18 protein-coding genes, 1 tRNA gene, 2 pseudogenes and 1 riboswitch are annotated in these 17741 nt (G+C 64.3%); of the genes and pseudogenes, 15 read left to right on the forward strand and 6 right to left on the reverse strand.

The window, feature by feature from the left end; genetic code table 11:
* Positions 1 to 137: pseudogene (gene glyA, locus G3N59_RS14165) on the reverse strand (serine hydroxymethyltransferase); the annotation flags it as partial.
* 160 nt (positions 138 to 297) lie between these two features.
* Positions 298 to 474, reverse strand: a riboswitch (ZMP/ZTP riboswitch).
* Between the two features lie 158 nt (positions 475 to 632).
* Here glyA and ydfG point away from each other — a divergent pair.
* From ydfG to G3N59_RS14215, 10 genes are all read left to right on the forward strand, one after another.
* Positions 633 to 1379, forward strand: coding sequence for a bifunctional NADP-dependent 3-hydroxy acid dehydrogenase/3-hydroxypropionate dehydrogenase YdfG (gene ydfG, locus G3N59_RS14170; RefSeq protein WP_205983262.1), 747 nt, complete (start codon positions 633 to 635; stop codon positions 1377 to 1379).
* A 65-nt stretch (positions 1380 to 1444) separates the two neighbouring features.
* Positions 1445 to 1936 carry a tol-pal system-associated acyl-CoA thioesterase gene (ybgC, locus tag G3N59_RS14175; protein WP_205983263.1) on the forward strand — a complete coding sequence of 164 codons (492 nt, stop codon included), beginning with the start codon at positions 1445 to 1447 and terminating at the stop codon, positions 1934 to 1936.
* Between the two features lie 158 nt (positions 1937 to 2094).
* Entirely contained in the window at positions 2095 to 2772 is a 678-nt protein-coding gene (gene tolQ / locus G3N59_RS14180) for a protein TolQ (protein ID WP_027817805.1), read from the forward strand.
* Between the two features lie 18 nt (positions 2773 to 2790).
* The gene (gene tolR / locus G3N59_RS14185; protein WP_205983264.1) at positions 2791 to 3237 is read left to right on the forward strand and encodes a protein TolR; all 447 of its coding nucleotides are present in this window, start codon (positions 2791 to 2793) and stop codon (positions 3235 to 3237) included.
* Entirely contained in the window at positions 3234 to 4241 is a 1008-nt protein-coding gene (gene tolA, locus G3N59_RS14190; protein ID WP_205983265.1) for a cell envelope integrity protein TolA, read from the forward strand. The genes tolR and tolA overlap by 4 nt, the downstream gene beginning before the upstream one ends.
* A gap of 123 nt (positions 4242 to 4364) precedes the next feature.
* Complete coding sequence (tolB, locus tag G3N59_RS14195; RefSeq protein ID WP_205983266.1) at positions 4365 to 5657, forward strand: Tol-Pal system beta propeller repeat protein TolB; 1293 nt, start codon at positions 4365 to 4367, stop codon at positions 5655 to 5657.
* 18 nt (positions 5658 to 5675) lie between these two features.
* Entirely contained in the window at positions 5676 to 6185 is a 510-nt protein-coding gene (pal, locus tag G3N59_RS14200) for a peptidoglycan-associated lipoprotein Pal (protein WP_205983267.1), read from the forward strand.
* 22 nt (positions 6186 to 6207) lie between these two features.
* The gene (gene ybgF / locus G3N59_RS14205; RefSeq protein WP_205983268.1) at positions 6208 to 6957 is read left to right on the forward strand and encodes a tol-pal system protein YbgF; all 750 of its coding nucleotides are present in this window, start codon (positions 6208 to 6210) and stop codon (positions 6955 to 6957) included.
* 237 nt (positions 6958 to 7194) lie between these two features.
* A tRNA-Lys gene (locus tag G3N59_RS14210) sits at positions 7195 to 7270 on the forward strand.
* A 159-nt stretch (positions 7271 to 7429) separates the two neighbouring features.
* A complete protein-coding gene (locus G3N59_RS14215; protein WP_205983269.1) occupies positions 7430 to 7900 on the forward strand; it encodes a hypothetical protein in 471 nt (156 codons plus the stop codon).
* A gap of 96 nt (positions 7901 to 7996) precedes the next feature.
* On the opposite strand, the gene G3N59_RS14220 is transcribed toward G3N59_RS14215, so the two are convergent.
* The 3 genes from G3N59_RS14220 to G3N59_RS14230 form a co-directional block, all read right to left on the reverse strand.
* Complete coding sequence (locus G3N59_RS14220) at positions 7997 to 8578, reverse strand: YceI family protein (protein WP_167069785.1); 582 nt, start codon at positions 8576 to 8578, stop codon at positions 7997 to 7999.
* A 62-nt stretch (positions 8579 to 8640) separates the two neighbouring features.
* A complete protein-coding gene (locus tag G3N59_RS14225; RefSeq protein WP_205983270.1) occupies positions 8641 to 9225 on the reverse strand; it encodes a YceI family protein in 585 nt (194 codons plus the stop codon).
* Between the two features lie 50 nt (positions 9226 to 9275).
* Positions 9276 to 9839: a cytochrome b gene (locus tag G3N59_RS14230; protein ID WP_205983271.1), complete on the reverse strand. Its 564-nt coding sequence runs from the start codon at positions 9837 to 9839 to the stop codon at positions 9276 to 9278.
* A 106-nt stretch (positions 9840 to 9945) separates the two neighbouring features.
* Between G3N59_RS14230 and G3N59_RS14235 the strand changes: the two genes are divergently transcribed.
* Positions 9946 to 10863: a LysR family transcriptional regulator gene (locus tag G3N59_RS14235; protein WP_205983272.1), complete on the forward strand. Its 918-nt coding sequence runs from the start codon at positions 9946 to 9948 to the stop codon at positions 10861 to 10863.
* Between the two features lie 204 nt (positions 10864 to 11067).
* Positions 11068 to 11442: a hypothetical protein gene (locus G3N59_RS14240; protein ID WP_205983273.1), complete on the forward strand. Its 375-nt coding sequence runs from the start codon at positions 11068 to 11070 to the stop codon at positions 11440 to 11442.
* 150 nt (positions 11443 to 11592) lie between these two features.
* Here the strand turns inward: G3N59_RS14240 and G3N59_RS14245 are convergent.
* Positions 11593 to 12207: pseudogene (locus G3N59_RS14245) on the reverse strand (ParB-like protein); the annotation flags it as partial.
* Between the two features lie 383 nt (positions 12208 to 12590).
* Between G3N59_RS14245 and G3N59_RS14250 the strand changes: the two are divergent.
* Entirely contained in the window at positions 12591 to 13424 is an 834-nt protein-coding gene (locus tag G3N59_RS14250; protein ID WP_205983275.1) for a mechanosensitive ion channel family protein, read from the forward strand.
* 120 nt (positions 13425 to 13544) lie between these two features.
* Here the strand turns inward: G3N59_RS14250 and G3N59_RS14255 are convergent, their stop codons facing one another.
* Positions 13545 to 14231 (reverse strand): DedA family protein, encoded by a 687-nt coding sequence (locus G3N59_RS14255; RefSeq protein ID WP_205983276.1) that lies wholly within the window; start codon positions 14229 to 14231, stop codon positions 13545 to 13547.
* A 281-nt stretch (positions 14232 to 14512) separates the two neighbouring features.
* Between G3N59_RS14255 and mutL the strand changes: the two genes are divergently transcribed.
* Together mutL and miaA are read left to right on the forward strand one after the other, a co-directional pair.
* Positions 14513 to 16741: a DNA mismatch repair endonuclease MutL gene (mutL, locus tag G3N59_RS14260; protein ID WP_205983277.1), complete on the forward strand. Its 2229-nt coding sequence runs from the start codon at positions 14513 to 14515 to the stop codon at positions 16739 to 16741.
* 13 nt (positions 16742 to 16754) lie between these two features.
* Complete coding sequence (gene miaA, locus G3N59_RS14265; RefSeq protein ID WP_346777883.1) at positions 16755 to 17729, forward strand: tRNA (adenosine(37)-N6)-dimethylallyltransferase MiaA; 975 nt, start codon at positions 16755 to 16757, stop codon at positions 17727 to 17729.
* Positions 17730 to 17741 lie beyond the last annotated feature (12 nt).

A 17741-nucleotide genomic window follows, 5' to 3' on the forward strand; every position in this document is an offset into this window, starting at 1 on the left:
GCCATCACGGCCGGCGAGGTGTAGTTTTCCGACGCGATCAGTTCGATGTGCTCTTCCTGACGGCGGTTCTCGAGTTCGATCGCGGCAAAGAGTTCGGGATCGACGTTGGCGATGGTGCTTTCGGCTCTGTCAAACATACGGGTTCCGTTAAGTGTGTTCAGGTTGACCGGGTCTCGCGCGGAACGCGTAGCGCTTACGCGGCGCTGCTGGCGAAGAGGCCAGCCTTGGCGTGGCGGAAGAAGGTGCCGCACACGCGTGGCAGGGCAGCTCCGGCAGCGCTACGTGAAGCGCGCGGATCTCGGCTGCCCAGGCGAACGGCAAAACGGCACCCTGCGCTTCACGGTGGGTCGCTCCACCTTGAGCTCCCAATCGAGCCATGCGATGCACAGCTTGCCGGGCAATTATTACAACTGCACCTGCCGCAGTCGCACTTTCTGCCCCTCGGGAACCCTATCGCCAGTCACGCAGGGATTGAGCGCGTTAGTGTATTGGAACCGCCCACATTAGGCAACCGGACCGCCCCGGCGCCCCGCGAGGCGCGGCTTGCGCAGGTTCTGGCACTTCCTTGCCGCAGCGCCGCATTGGAAGTAGGCTTTCCCCTTTCCTCGCCTTCTACCGACCAGGGAGCCTCCATGATTGTCTTCGTCACCGGCGCATCCGCAGGATTCGGCGCCGCCATTGCCCGGGCCTTCGTCAAGGGCGGCCACCGCGTCGTCGCTACCGCACGCCGCAAGGACCGCCTCGACGCGCTCGCCGCTGAACTGGGTGACGCGCTGTTGCCGTTCGAGCTGGACGTGCGCGACCGCGCCGCCGTCGAGGCCGCGCCCGCCGCGCTGCCCGCCGAATTCGCCAATATCGATGTGCTGGTCAACAACGCCGGCCTCGCGCTCGGCGTCGAACCGGCCCAGAAAGCCGATCTCGACGAATGGGAAACCATGATCGAAACCAACTGCACCGGTCTCGTGCAGGTCACGCACGCCTTCCTGCCGGGCATGGTCGATCGCAACCGTGGTCATATTTTCAATCTGGGGTCGGTAGCCGGCCGCTGGCCGTACGCGGGCGGCAACGTCTACGGCGCGACCAAGGCGTTCGTGCGCCAGTTCAGCCTGAACCTGCGCGCCGACCTCGCCGGCACCGCGCTGCGCGTGACGGATATCGAGCCGGGCCTGTGCGGCGGCACCGAATTCTCGAACGTGCGCTACCGCGGCGACGACAGCAAGGCCGCCAACGTCTATAAGGACGTGCAGCCGCTCACCGCCGAAGATATCGCCGATTCGATCTACTGGATCGCCACGCGCCCCGCGCACGTGAACATCAATACGATCGAGCTGATGCCGGTGGCGCAGAGCTTCGCCGGGCTCAACATTCACCGCGGCTGATGGCTTTCAAAAGTCTTTCGTAGCTCAGTCGTCCGAACGGCGTAGCGCACTCGCGTTCCGGTAGAATGCGCGGCATGGAAAGATCCACCAGCAAGCCGGATACGGCCCCAGAACAGGCTACGGACGGCTTTATTTGGCCGGTCCGCGTCTACTACGAAGACACCGACGCCGGCGGCATCGTGTTCTACGCGAACTACCTGAAGTTCTTCGAGCGCGCGCGCACCGAATGGCTGCGCGCGTGCGGCGTCGATCAGCGCAGTCTCGCCGAGGAATCCGGCACGCTCTTCGTCGTGCGCAGCACTGCGCTCGACTACCGGGCACCCGCCCGTCTCGACGACATCGTGACGGTCGTGAGCCGCCTCGAAAAGCTGGGCCGCGCTTCTGTCGACTTCATGCAGGAAGCGTGGCGCGGCGACACGCTGCTGGCAACCGGCAAGATCCGCGTTGCCTGTGTCGATGGTGCCGTCATGCGCCCTGCCGCCATTCCGAGCCACGTTTTCGACGCTTTGGAGCGTGGCATGAAGAAAGTCTTGCCGGCTGTGTCAACGGCCACTTAACTATTGCCGTTGATTACGACGCCAGTGAACTCGCGTCGGTCATTGCAGGACCAAGCTGGGTTCGGCCACAAGCATGCAACGCCTTGCCGTTTGCCTTCGGGAAGCTTCGCATTGTCTTGCAGCCGCTCGCCCCTTCCGGGACGTCACAACGAATCTTTATGAACACTACACAAGATCTCTCGATCATTTCACTCGTTCTTAATGCGAGCATACTGGCACAGGCGGTGATGGGACTTCTCCTGTTGCTGTCCCTGATCTCCTGGACCTTCATTTTCCGCAAGTGGTTTGCCATCCGCCGCGCGCGCCGGCAGACCGAGCGCTTCGAGCGCGACTTCTGGTCGGGCGGCGACCTGCAGGCGCTGTATCAAAGCGCCGCCAACAACCGTCATACGATTGGCGCGCTCGAACGTATTTTCGAATCGGGCATGCGTGAGTTTCTCAAGGCCAAAGAGAAACGTCTGAACGATCCGAGCCTCGTGCTCGACGGCGCACGCCGCGCGATGCGCGCAGCGTTCCAGCGCGAGATGGACGCGCTCGAAGCGAATCTCTCGTTCCTCGCTTCGGTCGGTTCGGTCAGCCCGTACATCGGTCTGTTCGGCACGGTCTGGGGGATCATGAACGCGTTCCGCGGTCTCGCGAACGTGCAGCAGGCCACGCTTGCGAACGTCGCGCCCGGCATCGCCGAAGCGCTGACCGCCACCGCAATCGGTCTGTTCGCCGCCATCCCGGCCGTCGTCGCCTACAACAGCTACGCGCACGATATCGACCGTCTGGCGATCCGCTTCGAAACCTTCATCGAAGAGTTTTCGAACATCCTGCAGCGTCAGGCCCACTAATCTTCAAAGGAGTCGAAGATGGGAGGCTCAAGCCGTTCGAGCATGCGAGGCAGCCGCTCGCGTCGTGCAATGGCCGACATCAATGTCGTGCCGTATATCGACGTGATGCTGGTGCTGCTCGTGATCTTCATGGTGACCGCGCCGCTCGTGGCGCCGTCCATTGTCAATCTGCCGACCGTCGGCGGCGCATCGCAGCAGCAGCAGGTGCCGCCCGTGGTGGTGAACATTCGCCCCGACGGCAATCTGAGCGTACGCTACAAGGATGATGCGGGCGCCACGCAGCAGGAAACCATGTCGCGCGCCGATCTCAACACGTTCGTCGCCAACCGCGAGCAGGATCATCCCGACCAGCCGGTCGTGATTGCCGCCGACAAGGCCGTCAAGTACGAGACCGTGATGAACGTCATGTCCGACCTGAAGGCGCGCGGCGTCAAACGTGTCGGACTGCTCGTTAAATCGCAATGACCCGGAAGAACGAAACGTATCCATTGCAACCGCCTCGCGAGCGCGGCACGGGACGTGCTATAGCGCTCGCCGTGGTGATGCACGTGCTGCTCGGCTTCTTCCTCTACCACGGCATCCACTGGCAGAACAGCACGCCGGCGGGCGAGGAAGCGGAACTGTGGACGGAAGTCCCGGATCTTTCCACGCCGAAGCCGCTGCCGCCGCCCGTGCCGGTGCAGCCTGCCCCGCCGCCGCCGAAGACGGAAGACGCCGACATCGCCTTGCAACAGCAAAAGCGTAAGCAGCAACAGGAAGCGGCGCGCGAGGCGCAACTGGCCGAACAGCAGCGCGTGAAGCAGCAGCAGGAAGCCGAAGCGAAGCGTCAGCAGCAGCTCGCCGCCCAGCAGGCGGCGCAACTGGCAGCCCAGCAGAAGCAGGCGAAGCTCAAGCAGCAGCAACAGCAGGAGCAGCAGCAGGCCGCCGAAAAGCTGAAGCAACAGCAGCAGCAACAGGACGCGCTCAAGAAGCAGCAGGAAGAAGAGCAGCAGCAGAAGCAGGCGAAGCTCGACGCCCAGAAGAAGGCGGATGCGGATAAAGCCGCCAAGGCCAAGGCGCAAGCCGACGCCCAGGCGAAGAAGCTCGACGCCGAACGCCGTGCACGTATCGCGCAGATGCAAGGCGCGATGGGTGGCGGCGAAGGTTCGAGCGGCAATGGTCTGGCGAAGAGCGGCACCGGCAGCGGTTCGGGCGGCAATGCGGCGTCGGCTGGCTATGCAGAGAAGGTTCAGCGCCGCGTGCGTCCGAACATCGTCTGGGCCGGCGACACGGCGGGCCTCGAAACGGTGGTATCGGTGCATTGCTCGCCGAGCGGCACCCTGCTTTCGGCGACGATCACGCGTAGCAGCGGCAACTCGTCGTGGGACGACGCAGCGCTGCGTGCAGTGCAGCGCTCGGACCCGATGCCGCAGGACACCGATGGCAAAACGCCGTCGAGTTTCAAGATTACCTTGCGCCCGGCGGGTTAACGGCGCAAGTCAGAGCACAGAAAGCTGGCGCGCGGCAGCAGACAAGGAACGATTCGATGCATTTCGGGTCTGTCTGCTGTCCCGCGGTGTGACAAATATCGCTTTTTCAGGAAACAGCACAGCATGAAGTTGATGACGAAGCTTGGCCTGCGTACCCTCGTCGCGTCCTGCCTGCTCGCAGTGGGCGGCGCCGCGAACGCACAACTCAACGTCCTCGTCACCGGCGTGGGCTCCACCCAATTCCCGATCGCCACGGCCACCTTCGCCGGCGAGGCGAACTCGCCGCAGCAGGTCGCCGCCATCGTGCGCTCCGATCTCGCGCGCAGCGGCAAGTTCACCAATGTCGACGCGGGTAGCGCGCCGGTGTCGGAAAACGACTCGGTCGATCTCGGCGGCTGGAAAGCCAAGGGCGCCAACGCCTTCGTCGCCGGCAGCGTGAACAAGCTGCCGAACGGCCAGTACGAAGTGCGCTTCAAGCTCTACGACACCGTGAAGGGCGAAAGCCTCGGCGGTCTCGTGCTGCAAAGCCCGCCTGCCGGTCTGCGCATGAGCGCGCACAAGGTCGCGGACTACATCTACGCAAAGCTGATGGGCGATCGCGGTGTGTTCGCCACGCGTCTGTCGTACGTCATCAAGACGGGCGGCCGCTATCAGCTGCAGATTTCGGATTCGGACGGCCAGGACGCGCACATTGCCCTGTCCAGCCCGGAACCGATCATCTCGCCGGCCTGGTCGCCTGACGGCACCAAGGTCGCCTACGTCTCGTTCGAAAAGAAAAAGCCCATCGTCTACGTGCATGACCTGCCCACGGGGCGGCGCGTCATCATCTCGGACCAGAAGGGCAACAACTCGGCGCCTGCATGGTCGCCGGATGGGCGCACGCTTGCGGTCGCCCTTTCGCGCACGGGCAATACGCAGATCTTCGCCGTCGCTGCAGACGGCTCCAATCTGCATCGCCTGACCCAGGGCACGACGATCGATACGGAACCCACCTACTCTCCTGACGGACGCTCGATTTACTTCACGAGCGACCGCGGCGGCCAACCCCAGATTTACAGGATGCCAGCCCAGGGTGAAAGCGCCGGAGCGGCGCAACGCGTGACGTTTACCGGCAGCTATAACACGAGCCCGCGGGTCAGCCCGGACGGCAAACAGCTGGCGTACATCTCACGCACGGGCGGCGGATTTAAGCTGTACATTCAGGATCTGCAGTCCGGCGTCGCGACCGCCCTGACCGACACGACACATGACGAATCGCCCAGCTTTGCGGCGAACGGTCAGTACATTCTTTACGCCACACAGGTGAACGGCCGTGGCGTGCTGGCTGCTGTTTCGACCGACGGTCGTACGCGGCAAATCCTGTCCGTTCAGGGCGGCAGCGTACGCGAGCCGTCCTGGGGTCCTTTTATGCAATAACACTTCAGGAGAGCAACAATGATGTCAAACAAAGTCCGCCTGGCTCTGGCCGTCTTGATGATCGGTGCACTGGCAGCGTGTAAGTCGGCACCGAAGGCCGATGAAAACGCGAACGCAGGCTCGATGAGCACGCAGCCGAACCCGAACGCCGTCGCACAGGTCAACGTCGATCCGCTGAACGATCCGAACAGCCCGCTCGCCAAGCGCAGCGTGTACTTCGACTTCGACAGCTACGCAGTCAAGGACGACTACCAGAGCGTGGTCCAGGCACATGCACAGTACCTGAAGACGCACCCGGAACGTCACGTCCTGATCCAGGGCAACACCGACGAGCGCGGCACGAGCGAGTACAACCTGGCACTGGGCCAGAAGCGTGCTGAAGCTGTCCGCAAGGCTCTGTCGCTGATGGGCGTGCCGGATTCGCAGATGGAAGCCGTCAGCCTCGGCAAGGAAAAGCCGACGGCAACCGGCCACGACGAAGCATCGTGGGCGCAGAACCGCCGTGCTGACCTCGTGTACCAACAGTAATTAGCATTGGATGAAGGGGCGTATGTCGCACCGTTTCTCCCCGCTGCGGGCAGCCGCAGCCGCCTGCGTGGCTGGCGTCGCCTTTTCGGCGCTGCCGGCCCACGCGGGTCTCTTCGATGACGATCAGGCGCGCCAGGCGATTCTCGACCTGCGCGCGAAGACGGACAATCTGAACAGCCAGTTGTCCGCCGCTCAGCGCACGATCCTCGACCAGTCCAACCGTATCGACCAGCTCAACCAGCAGGTCGCGACGCTGCGTGGACAGAACGAGGACCTCGGCAACGAACTGACGACCCTGTCGAAGCAGCAGAAGGACTACTACACGGACCTGGATACGCGTCTCAAGAAGTTCGAGCCGCAGCAGGAAACCGTGGACGGCATGCAGGGCACGGTTCAGCCGGGTGAGATGGACGCGTTCAATTCCGCTTCCACGCAGTTTCGCAACGGCGACTTCAAGCAGGCCGCCGCTGCGTTCCGCAGCTTCATCTCGAAGTACCCGCAGAGCCCGTACCAGCCGACCGCGCAGTACTGGCTCGGCAATGCGCTCTACGCGCTGAAGGACTACAAAGGGTCGACCGCGACCTGGCAGAACGTCGTCAGCAAGTATCCGCAGCATCCGCGCGCGCCCGAGGCGCTGCTCGCGATTGCGAACAATCAAATGGAGCAGGGGCAAAAGGCCGCGGCCAAGCGCACGCTCGAACAGATCGTTTCGCAGTACGGCAGCACGGAAGTTGCGCAGACGGCGCAGAGCAAGCTCTCGCAGCTCAAGTAACGCACTGCCGCTTTCGCCCGGCGTGACGCAGACATGGCTGCGACGCACCGGGTAGCGAGCTTGCGTATCAGTTTTGAAGGGCCCGGAATACGTCGGCTGATTTGACGTGCTTCGGGCCTTTTCTGTTTGGGCGTTCTCTCTTTGGTCGTTTTCTCCCTGGCGAGCGAAAATTTGGATTGTGTGCGTCGGATTAGTTGACACACCCCCAGTATCTCGCTATACTCCCGCTTCTCTTTTGGGTCGTTAGCTCAGCTGGTAGAGCAGCGGACTTTTAATCCGTTGGTCACAGGTTCGAATCCCGTACGGCCTACCAAAGATACGTCAAGAAGCCCGGTCATTGCGACCGGGCTTTTTGCTTTTCCGGATCGATGCGTGCGCATCCTTGTCCCTGTCCTATCAGAAGATCCTGACGCGAGCGTGTATACTCACGCCCTCCCCGCTGTTCTTCTCCCGCTGCACAGGCCAACGTCAAATGAAGTTCCCGACTCTCGCCTGCGCTCTAGTCGCGCTGCTCTGGATCAGTCTGCGCGTTCAGGCGCAGGTTCAAGCTCCTCCCGAAGATTACGAGTACCTGCGCCGCATCCGCGTGCCGGACGCCGTGGTGAATTGCGTCGCCGCGCTCGACGAATGGGTGCATCAGGCGCAACGCTACGATTCGCTGATGGTCCCCGACCGCCGCGCACTCACTGCCAAGGTCGAAAGCCCCGTGCCCGCCAGCGCGCTCGCATCGGTATCGACGGCGATGTCGGCATCGGCGTCCGCTGCGAGTCCGCCGCCGCAGCCCTCGCCCATCGATACGCTGATCCACCTGCGCGCCTTCGCGAAGGTGCGCGGCAAGTACGCATGGGTGCCCGTGAAGGCGACGTGCGGCATCTGGCACACACATGTGGTGGACGTCGCGCTCTCGCCGCGATCGATCCACGAAAGCTCGCCGATTCACTGAAGCGCGCGCTGCCTCGCGAAGCAAAAAACAAAAAGCCCGTGCGCTCTCACGCACGGGCTTTTTTACGCGTTCAACGCGCAGCAGCGACGCCGAAGCTTAGTCTGCCTTCACGCCTTCGACCTGGATCTGCAGCGTCGTCAGCATCTTGAAGCCGTATGCCTGGCCGTAGTTCACGCCGAAGTCCGAACGGTCGAACTGGGCGGTCGCATCGGCGCCGCACACTTCGCGCTTGAGCATCGGGTTCTGGAAGCACTTGAACGAGTCGATCTTCAGGTTCAGCGGCTTGGTGACGCCGTGCAGCGTGAACGTGCCGATCACTTCAACGGGCTTGTCGCCGTCGAACTTGATCGAGGTGCCCTTGTAGACCGCCGTCGGGTACTTGGCTGCGTCGAGCATTTCAGCCGAGCTGACGTGCTTGTCGAGCGCCTTGTTGCCCGTGTCAATCGACGATGCGTCGATGGTCACGTCGACCGTGCCGGTCTTCGCTGCGGTGTCGAGCACGACGGTGCCCGAGCTCTTCGTGAACTTGCCGCGCCAGACCGAAACGCCACCGAAGTGGTCGGTTTCGAAGCTCGGGTACGTGTGCGTCGGGTCGAGGTTGTAGGTCGTAGCGGCGGCGAACGCAGGCGTAGCGATGGCGGCAGCCAGTGCGGCCGCGGCGAAAATCGTGGTCTTCATGAAAGCGTGGGTCCTGTTACGGAAGAAGAAGCGAAACGGATAAACGAAAAGGCCTACGCGCGTCAGTGCGCGGCGGCCACGATGTGAAACTTGATCTGCACGTCGTCGGCGACGACCGAGGTGTCTTTCCACTCGCCCGTGCCGATGTTGTAGGCCAGGCGCTTGATGGGCAGCGCGCCGTCGAACACCTGGTTCGCGCCGTCCTTGTGGAACGTCACGGGCACGACGACGTCGGTCGTCTTGCCCTTGATCGTAAGCTTGCCCGCCACGCTGTAGGCGCCGTTCGCGCCCGGCTTGATCTGCGTCGAGACGAAGGTTGCGTGCGGGAACTTGCCGGCGTCGAACCATTCGTCGCCCGCGACTTCCTTGTTGTAGTCGGCCGAGCCGAGATCAAAGCTCGCGACATCGACGTCGAGCTTCGCGCTCGATGCAGCGGCGTTGGCCGGATCGAAGTGCACGTCGGCGCTGAACTTGTTGAACTTGCCTTCGACCGGCACGTTCATCTGCTTGAAGACGGCCGACACCGTGCTTTTGGCGTTATCGGCGGCATCCGCGTTCAGCGCGAAGCAAGCGGTGAAAGCCGCGCCGGCGGCAAGCGCCGCGCCGAGCGCGACGACGGAAACTTTGGAGGCGAGACGTTGGATCATGTTCGTTCGGTTCGCGTTGAGCGGTGAGAGATCGGTTTCGGAAGTCTTGTTCAGTCGCGCGGCGTGCCGAACGGCAGCATGCGCGCGATGATGTTCTGACGGTCCAGCAACTGGTGTTTGACGACGGCGAGCACGTGCAGCACCACGACCGCCAGCAATGCGTAATCGAGCGTCACGTGCACGGTGCGCAGCACGCCCTTGAGCGCGGTGTCGGGGCCGATCAGCGTGGGCAGCGGCCAGATGCCGAGATACACCACCTGAATGCCCGCCGCCGAGCTATACAGATAACCGCTCACGGGAATCGCGATCATCAGCAGATACAGCGCGACATGGCCCAGATGCGCGGCGCCCTTCTCCCAGCCGTGCATCGAGCGCGGCAGCGCGGGCGCGGCGTGGGTCGCACGCCAGAGAATGCGCACCAGCACCAGCGCGAGCACGGTCACGCCAATCCACTTGTGCCACGAGAAGTAGCGCAGCTTGGTGGGCGTGAAACCGGGGATGTCGGTCATGACCCAGCCGAGCGCGAAGCCCCACACGATCAGCGCGGCAATCAGCCAGTGCAGCAGCATGGCGACGCCGCTGTAGCGGCCGGCGGGCTTGACGGAACGGTTCATCGGCATGGTCATCTTCGATAAGGAAGGCGCACTTTAACCCGGCGCCAGCTATACAAACAATCGTCTAAAATGGATCGTTACCATCCATTTTTTCGATAGGTCGATCATGGACCGCTCGCCCAGCCTCGAACAACTGCGTGCGCTGATCGCCGTGGCCGAAACCGGCAGCTTTTCGGCGGCCGCGCGCCAGCTCGACCGCGCGCAATCGGTGGTGAGCTACACGATCGCCAATCTGGAAGCGCTGCTGGGCGTGGCGCTGTTCGAGCGCGGCAAGCGCAAGCCGGAACTGACCGCCGCAGGCCGCGCCATTCTCGCCGACGCGCGCCGTCTGGACCTGCTGATGGGCCAGCTTAACGCCAAGGCGGCCGGTCTGCAGCGCGGGCTGGAAGGCGAAGTCTCCGTGGCCGTCGATGTCATGTTTCCTTCGCAGCGGCTCGTGGAGGCCTTACAGGCCTTCGCGCTGGCGTTTCCTACCGTCGCCCTCAATCTCACCATGGAAGCGCTCGGCGGCGTGCTCAAGCTGGTGCTCGACGGCGATTGCGCGATCGGCATCAGCGGGCCGAACCAGAACTGGCCGCATGTGATCGAGGCGCAGTCGATCGGCACCGTCGAACTCGTGCTGGTGGCCGCGCCCTGCCACCCGCTCGCGCAAGTACCTCAGCCAGTGCGGATTTCCGATGCGCGCGAGCACACCCAGCTCGTGCTCACCGACCGCAGCCGCCTGACCTATGGCCAGACCTTCGGCGTGTACAGCAACCGCGCATGGAAGCTCGGCGACCTGGGCGCCAAGCATCGGCTGCTGCTGGCCGGGCTCGGCTGGGGGTCGATGCCGCGCCATCTGGTCGAGGCGGATCTCGAAGCCGGACGCCTCGCGCGCATCGTGCTCGCCGATCGCGGATCGGTGAACTACAACGTCTCGCTGATCCATCGCACCGATGCCGCCACCGGCCCGGCCTGTCAGTGGCTCTGCCACTTCCTCCGCAGCGGCACGCCGCCCGATGCGCCGCTGCCGGATGCGCGCTGATCGGACATCCCGCTGCACGGCGTTGCACGGATACAACCGTCGCGCCTCGCTCTGACAAGTCTTAACAAATCCGCCTCAGCCGCGCCGCGTAACGCGCGCAGGTGGATAAGCGCGGCCGCGGGCGTTTGAACACGCTGGAAGGTGATTTTTCGAGATGTCGAGGCGTGCCATGATCGCGCCGCTTTCGGCCATCGACATCGCCTCATGTACAACTTCGTCTGCTGCCTGCTCTCGAATCTCGTCCTGCTCGCCGTGGTGCGGCTGGTCTGCTGGTTCATCCGCGCGATGCGCCCGGATCTCACGCCGCACGGCACGCGGGTGTTCGTCGGCATGATGGCGCTCGCCTGCGTGTTCGACGCCGCGCTCACCTTTCTCGTTTTCGCCGATGCAGGCGGGCCGTGGACCATCTATCACCCGGTCAACGCGTTCTTCGCGCGCGCCGTGGCGTATATGCTCGCGGTGACCGTCGCGCTGATCCTCGTGCGCCGCGCAGCCCGGCGCGGCACGCGCGAACCGGGCAAACACGGCACGCTCACGATCGAAACGTCGCCGTACAGCAAATCGACGTTGCCGATGTGAGCGCCACGAACCCGCGCATCGGCATTACTTCTTTCTGGCCTTGCTCTTGTCTTTGACCTTGGCCGATGCAGGCTTCTGCGCGGCCGCATCGCTCGCCGCCGCTGCGGCCGCCACCGCCCCGCCCGCGCCGCTCGTCACCGCAGTCTGCGGCACCACGCCCGACCAGCCCGGCAGATAGCGCGCATCGGCATCGTGCGCATGCGCGAGCGCATCGCGCAACGCATCGCCGAAATCCTTCGCGACATGCGCGGCGCTCACCTTCTGACGCAGATAGTCGGCCCAGAGGAATTCGCTGAAGGGCGTCGTGTCCTTGGCGTAGCCGCCCGCCACGCGCAACTCGCCCGCGAGGCTGCGATAGGGATCGTCGGCGAGACCGGAAAGCTGCTTGGGCAGCGCGTCGTAATCGCAGCGCTCGCCCGACGCATCAAACGGATGCACCCACTGGTTGTGCTCCATCATCCGCCAGAAGATCGTCGGCTCCAGCCACGAGAGATCCTTGATGACCGTGACGCGCACGCTCGGCACGCCTTCGTGCAGCCACGCGAGACCAAGGTGATGATGATCGACCACGTAGTAGCGCTGCTTCGGTCCGAGCACGGCCGGGAACCAGTGATTGTCGATGGCGGCGGCGCGGCCTTTTTTGTCGAGCGTCTTCCAGTGATCGCGCTTGAGCGCGACTTCGCGATAACCGACGGTCAGTTGCGTCGGCCGCAGTTCTTCGAGCTTGACGGTGATGAGATGCAGATCGGCATTCGACAGGTTCATGAAGCCTCCGTGTAGGTGTCCTGATAGCTTTCTTATGGGCTCGCCACGACCAATGCAGCGATAGACGCAACCCGCAACGATAACGCCAAACAGCTCGCGCACGCGCATGCAAAGCGCATGTTCTGAAACATCGACGTCGTCGCAATCGCGCGCGCATTGCCTGGGGTCAACCCCGAAGCACCTGGGCACGCAGGATGCACGCGATCGCCGCTTCGCCTATAAATGCACAAGCGATGCAGCGGCGGGCCCGACACTTCACGCCCGCCGGATCACAAGGCCTCGCCCCAACGGTTGCACAGTCGTCGTTTCAGTCGCTTCAACATGCAGTGGCCTGCAGTTCAACGCGTCTTTCCGGCTCAATCACCGAATCAAGCGAGGGCATCTTGGATCTCGAAACCATCCGCGTATTCATCATGACCCGAGGCATCGACTTCGGGACCAAAGTCATTGCGGCCATCGTCCTGTGGATCATCGGGCGCTGGGCCATCAATCTGGTCGCGGGCTTCCTGCGCAAGGTGCTCTCGCGCAACGAGCGCTTCGATCACACGCTCGCGCATTACCTGAGTTCGATCCTCGCGGCCGTGCTGAACCTGATCCTGGTGCTGGCGATCCTGCAGGTGTTCGGCGTGCAGACGACCTCGTTCGCCGCGCTGCTCGCGGGTCTGGGTCTTGCCATCGGCACGGCCTGGGGCGGTCTGCTCGCGCACTTCGCCGCGGGCGTGTTCATGCAGGTGCTGCGCCCGTTCAAGGTGGGCGACTTCGTGACGGCGGGCGGCGTGACGGGCACGGTCAAGGAGCTGGGTATTTTCGGCACGACCATCATTTCGCCCGATAACGTCGTGAACATCATCGGCAATAACAAGATCTTTTCGGACACGATCTCGAACTACAGCGCCACGCCCGTGCGCCGCGTCGAGCTGACCGCGAAGATCGCCAATGGCGTCGATCCCGTCGATGCCGCCAACCGTCTGCGCGCGGCCATCGCGAAGATCCCGAATGTCGCCACGGAGCCGGCGCCGGACGTCGAGATTCTCTCGTTCACGCCCGAAGGCCCGCTGCTGGCCGTGCGCCCCTTCACGAATAACGACACGTATTGGCAGGTGTATTTCGATACCAACCGCGCGATCGTCGAGACGTTCCGCGACGCGGGTTATCCGACGCCGGAAACGCCTTCGATCATCCGGCGCATCGGTGCGCAGGGTACGCAAGCGACCTAAGTGACTTGAGCGACTTAAGCCGCTTGAGCCACATAAAGCGGCCGAGCGCGCAAACAAAAACGGCATCGTCCTTGCGGGCGATGCCGTTTTTTCATGCAGTGCGAAACCGCTCAGTCAAGCTCAGTTGCCATTCGGCCCGCGCACGGCATTCGCGCCGTTGTTCTTGCGCATCATCTTCCAGAGACCACCGAGCACCACCGGCACGATCGCCGCGCCAATGCCCACCAGCACGATGATGTTGAGGTACTGGCGAATAAACGGAATATTGCCGAAGAAGAAGCCCAGCAGCACGAGCAGCAGCACCCAGAACAGCGCGCCCGCGATATTGAACAGCTGGAAGCGCTGCATGCTCATCTGCGAGACGCCCGCGACGAACGGCGCGAACGTGCGCACGACCGGAATGAAACGCGCGAGCACGATGGTCTTGCCGCCGTGGCGCTCGTAGAAGTCGTGGGTCTTTTGCAGCGCGGCGCGGTCGAGGAAGCGTTCGAGCCCAGGAATACGGGTGTTGAACACCTTCGGGCCGATGGCGCGGCCAATCATGTAGTTCAGCGTGTTGCCCGTGACCGCCGCGACGATCAGCAGCGTGAGCAGCGCGCCCAGATTCATTTCGTGCGTGGCCGCGAATGCGCCGCCGATAAACAGCAGCGAGTCGCCCGGCAGGAACGGCAGTACGACAAGGCCGGTCTCGCAGAACACGATCAGGAACAGGACCGCATAGACCCAGGCACCGTACTGGTGGATGAAGACTCCGAGAAACTTGTCGATGTGCAAGACAAGGTTGACGAACTGCAGCAGCGTATCCAAAAGTGTCCCTTATTGGTCATGGTTCCGGTCGACGAATCGTCGTGATGCGGCCGTCTGGAACCTGTGTTGCGCGAGAAGGAAAATTGACCGCGCCATCATACCGAAAGTGCCCGTCGTCACGAAAAATTCCCACGAAAATCTGCAAAAGTTCGTCGAATCTACGGCCAAAGCGCAGCAAACCCGGCCAGACACCGAATCCAGCCTTAAGGGAGCCTGAAGCGCGCGCCACGGCCGAAACCAGGGCCGCAAGGCGCCATCCCCGACTCGTTATAATTGCCCGCATGTCTGAGAATCTCGATCCCAGCGGCGACGCCGCGCCCGAAGCGGCCGATCACGCCGCGCCCGCCATCGACACTGAAGCGTCCGCCGCGCACATGACGCCCGAATCGGCGCATGAATCGCGCGCCGCCCAGCCCGCGCGCGCGATCCAGGCGCTGCCCGATCAGCTCATCAGCCAGATCGCCGCAGGCGAAGTGGTCGAGCGCCCCGCGTCGGTGGTGAAGGAACTGCTCGAAAACGCGCTCGACGCGGGTGCGGGCACGCTGCGCATCCTGCTCGACGAAGGCGGCGTGAAGCGCATTTCGATCGCCGACGACGGCTGCGGCATCCCCGAAGCCGAATTGCCGCTCGCGCTGATGCGCCACGCCACCAGCAAGATCCGCTCGCTCGCCGAACTCGAAAGCGTCGCGACGCTCGGGTTTCGCGGCGAAGCGCTCGCCTCGATCGCCTCGGTCGCCGAGATGTCGATCACGAGCCGCCCCGCCAGCGCCGCGCACGCGGTCAAGATCGACGCCAATACCGGCGCGCTCTCGCCTGCTGCGGGCGGCCAGGGCACGACCATCGAAGTGCGCGAGCTGTATTTCAATACGCCCGCGCGCCGCAAATTCCTCAAGAGCGAGCAGACGGAACTCGGCCACTGCCTGGAGATGATCCGCCGCAGCGCGCTCGCGCGGCCCGACGTGGCGATTTCGGTGCTGCACAACGGCCGCGCGGTCGAGCACTGGAACGCGAGCGATCCGTCCACGCGCGTGTCGAAGATTCTCGGCGAGACCTTTGCAACCGCGCATCTGCCGCTCGACGAGCGCGCAGGGCCGCTCGCCGTCTACGGCTGCGCGGGTCTGCCCACGGCCAGCCGCAATCGCGCCGATCAGCAGTATTTCTTCGTCAACGGCCGCTTCGTGCGCGACAAGCTGCTCACGCATGCGGTGCGCGCCGCGTATGAAGATGTGCTGCACGGCGACCGTTACCCGTCCTACGTGCTGTTCCTCGACTTGCCGCCCGAGGCCGTCGATGTGAACGTGCATCCGTCGAAGATCGAAGTGCGTTTCCGCGATTCGCGCTCGATTCACCAGTTCGTGTTCCATGCCGTGCAGCGCGCGCTGGCGCGGCACGCGGGCGCGTCGCCGGAAACGACTTCGGGCGGCCATTCGGCGATGATCGAGCCGCGTGCGATGCCGGGCGCGGGCGTGCTTGGCGGATCGGTCGGGCTGACTTCGGGTGCGACTGCGGGTGCGTCGGCTGGAAGCGGTTCGGTCGGCGGCGGCGCGGCTTCCGGGTTCGACGCGGCATCGGGCCGCTTCGGCACGGCGAGCGTCGCGAGCAGTTTCGGCGGTTCGGGCAGCGGCTTCGGTTCAGGCTCGCGCTCTTCGGGCTTCGGCGGCTCGGGTGGATCAGGCGGCGGGTTCGGAGGCAGCGGAGGCGGCAGTAGCGCCAGCAGCGGCAACACCTGGATGCGCCAGTCGCGCATGACCCAGGGCAGCCTGCCGGTCGCGCAGCCGCTCGCGCTCTACGACGCACTGTTCGGCCGCAAGGACGTGGGCGCCGGCACGGCCGACGCCTCGACCGTCCCGCACGCCGCCGATGGCGCACAAACCGACGCCTTCGACACGCAAGCCCAGCAGGCCGCCGGTTTCGACGCGCGCGACGATCATCCGCTCGGCTTCGCGCTCGGTCAGGTGCACGGCATCTACGTGCTCGCGCAGAACACGCGCGGCCTCGTGATCGTCGATATGCACGCGGCGCACGAACGCATTCTCTACGAGCAGTTCAAGCACGCGCTGGCCGAACGCTCGCTCGCCGTGCAGCCGCTGCTGATCCCCATTTCGATGACCGCCGATCCGATCGAAACCGGCACCGTCGAAGAAGAAAAGGCCACGCTCGAAGCGCTCGGCTTCGATCTCGCGGTGCTTTCGCCGACGTCGATCGCGATCCGCGCCGTGCCCGCCCTGCTCAAGGACGCCGATCTCCAGGCGCTTGCGCGCGCTGTGTTGACCGATCTGCATGCTTACGGCGGCTCGCGCGTGCTCACCGAGCGCCAGCACGAAATGCTCGGCACGCTCGCCTGCCATCACGCGGTACGCGCCAACCGCCGCCTGACGCTCGACGAAATGAACGCGCTACTGCGCCAGATGGAAGCCACCGAGCGCGCCGACCAGTGCAATCACGGCCGGCCCACGTGGTATCAGCTCACGCTCGCCGATCTCGATCGTCTTTTCATGCGCGGTCAGTGAGAGGGCAGAGATGGTGAATCACGTACTTCCGGTCGCGTGCCTGCTCGGCCCGACCGCTTCGGGCAAGACGGCCGCCGCACTCGAATTCGCCGCGCAGTCGAAAGCGCGCGGGCGCGAGGTCGAAATCGTCAGCGTCGATTCGGCGCTGGTCTATCGCGAAATGGATATCGGCACGGCCAAACCCAGCGCCGCCGAGCGCGCGGCGGCCGTGCATCATCTGATCGACATCGTCGATCCGGCCGATGCCTATTCCGCCGCCAACTTTCGCGCCGACGCGCTGCGCGTGACCGGCGAGATCGTCGCGCGCGGCAACCTGCCCTTGCTGGTGGGCGGCACGATGCTCTACTACAAGGCGCTCACGCAGGGCCTGAGCGATCTGCCGACCGCCGATGCCGCCGTGCGCGCTCAACTCGACGCCGACGCCGAACGCGACGGCTGGCCCGCGCTGCACGCGCGTCTGGCCGAAGTCGACGCGCCCACGGCCGCGCGCCTCGCGCCCAACGACTCGCAGCGCATCCAGCGTGCGCTCGAAATCTTCCTGCTGACCGGCCAGCCGATGTCGACGCTGCTGGCCGCGCCGCGCCAACCCGCCGCCAACGACGAAGCCGCGCGTTACCGCGCCGTGCCGATCGCGCTGGAGCCGTCGGACCGCGCCGTGCTGCACAAGCGCATCGAACAGCGTTTCGACGCGATGCTCGCGGGCGGTCTGATCGACGAGGTGACCGCACTGCGCGCGCGCGGCGATCTGAACGCGGATCTGCCTTCGATGCGCTGCGTGGGGTATCGGCAGGCGTGGGAGTACCTGGACGGCGAGATCGATTACGCCACCATGCGCGACAAAGGCGTATTCGCCACGCGCCAGCTTTGCAAGCGCCAGCTGACGTGGTTGCGCGCGATGCCGGAACGTATCGTCGTGGATTGCTGCGCGGCGGATGTGACGGCGCAAGCGGTGGCGGCAGTCGCCTCCGTGGTCAACAGCGCCGACTGACAGCCGACACGC

Origin of the sequence: Paraburkholderia sp. Ac-20340, from assembly GCF_017104965.1 — a bacterium.
Taxonomy (GTDB): domain Bacteria; phylum Pseudomonadota; class Gammaproteobacteria; order Burkholderiales; family Burkholderiaceae; genus Paraburkholderia.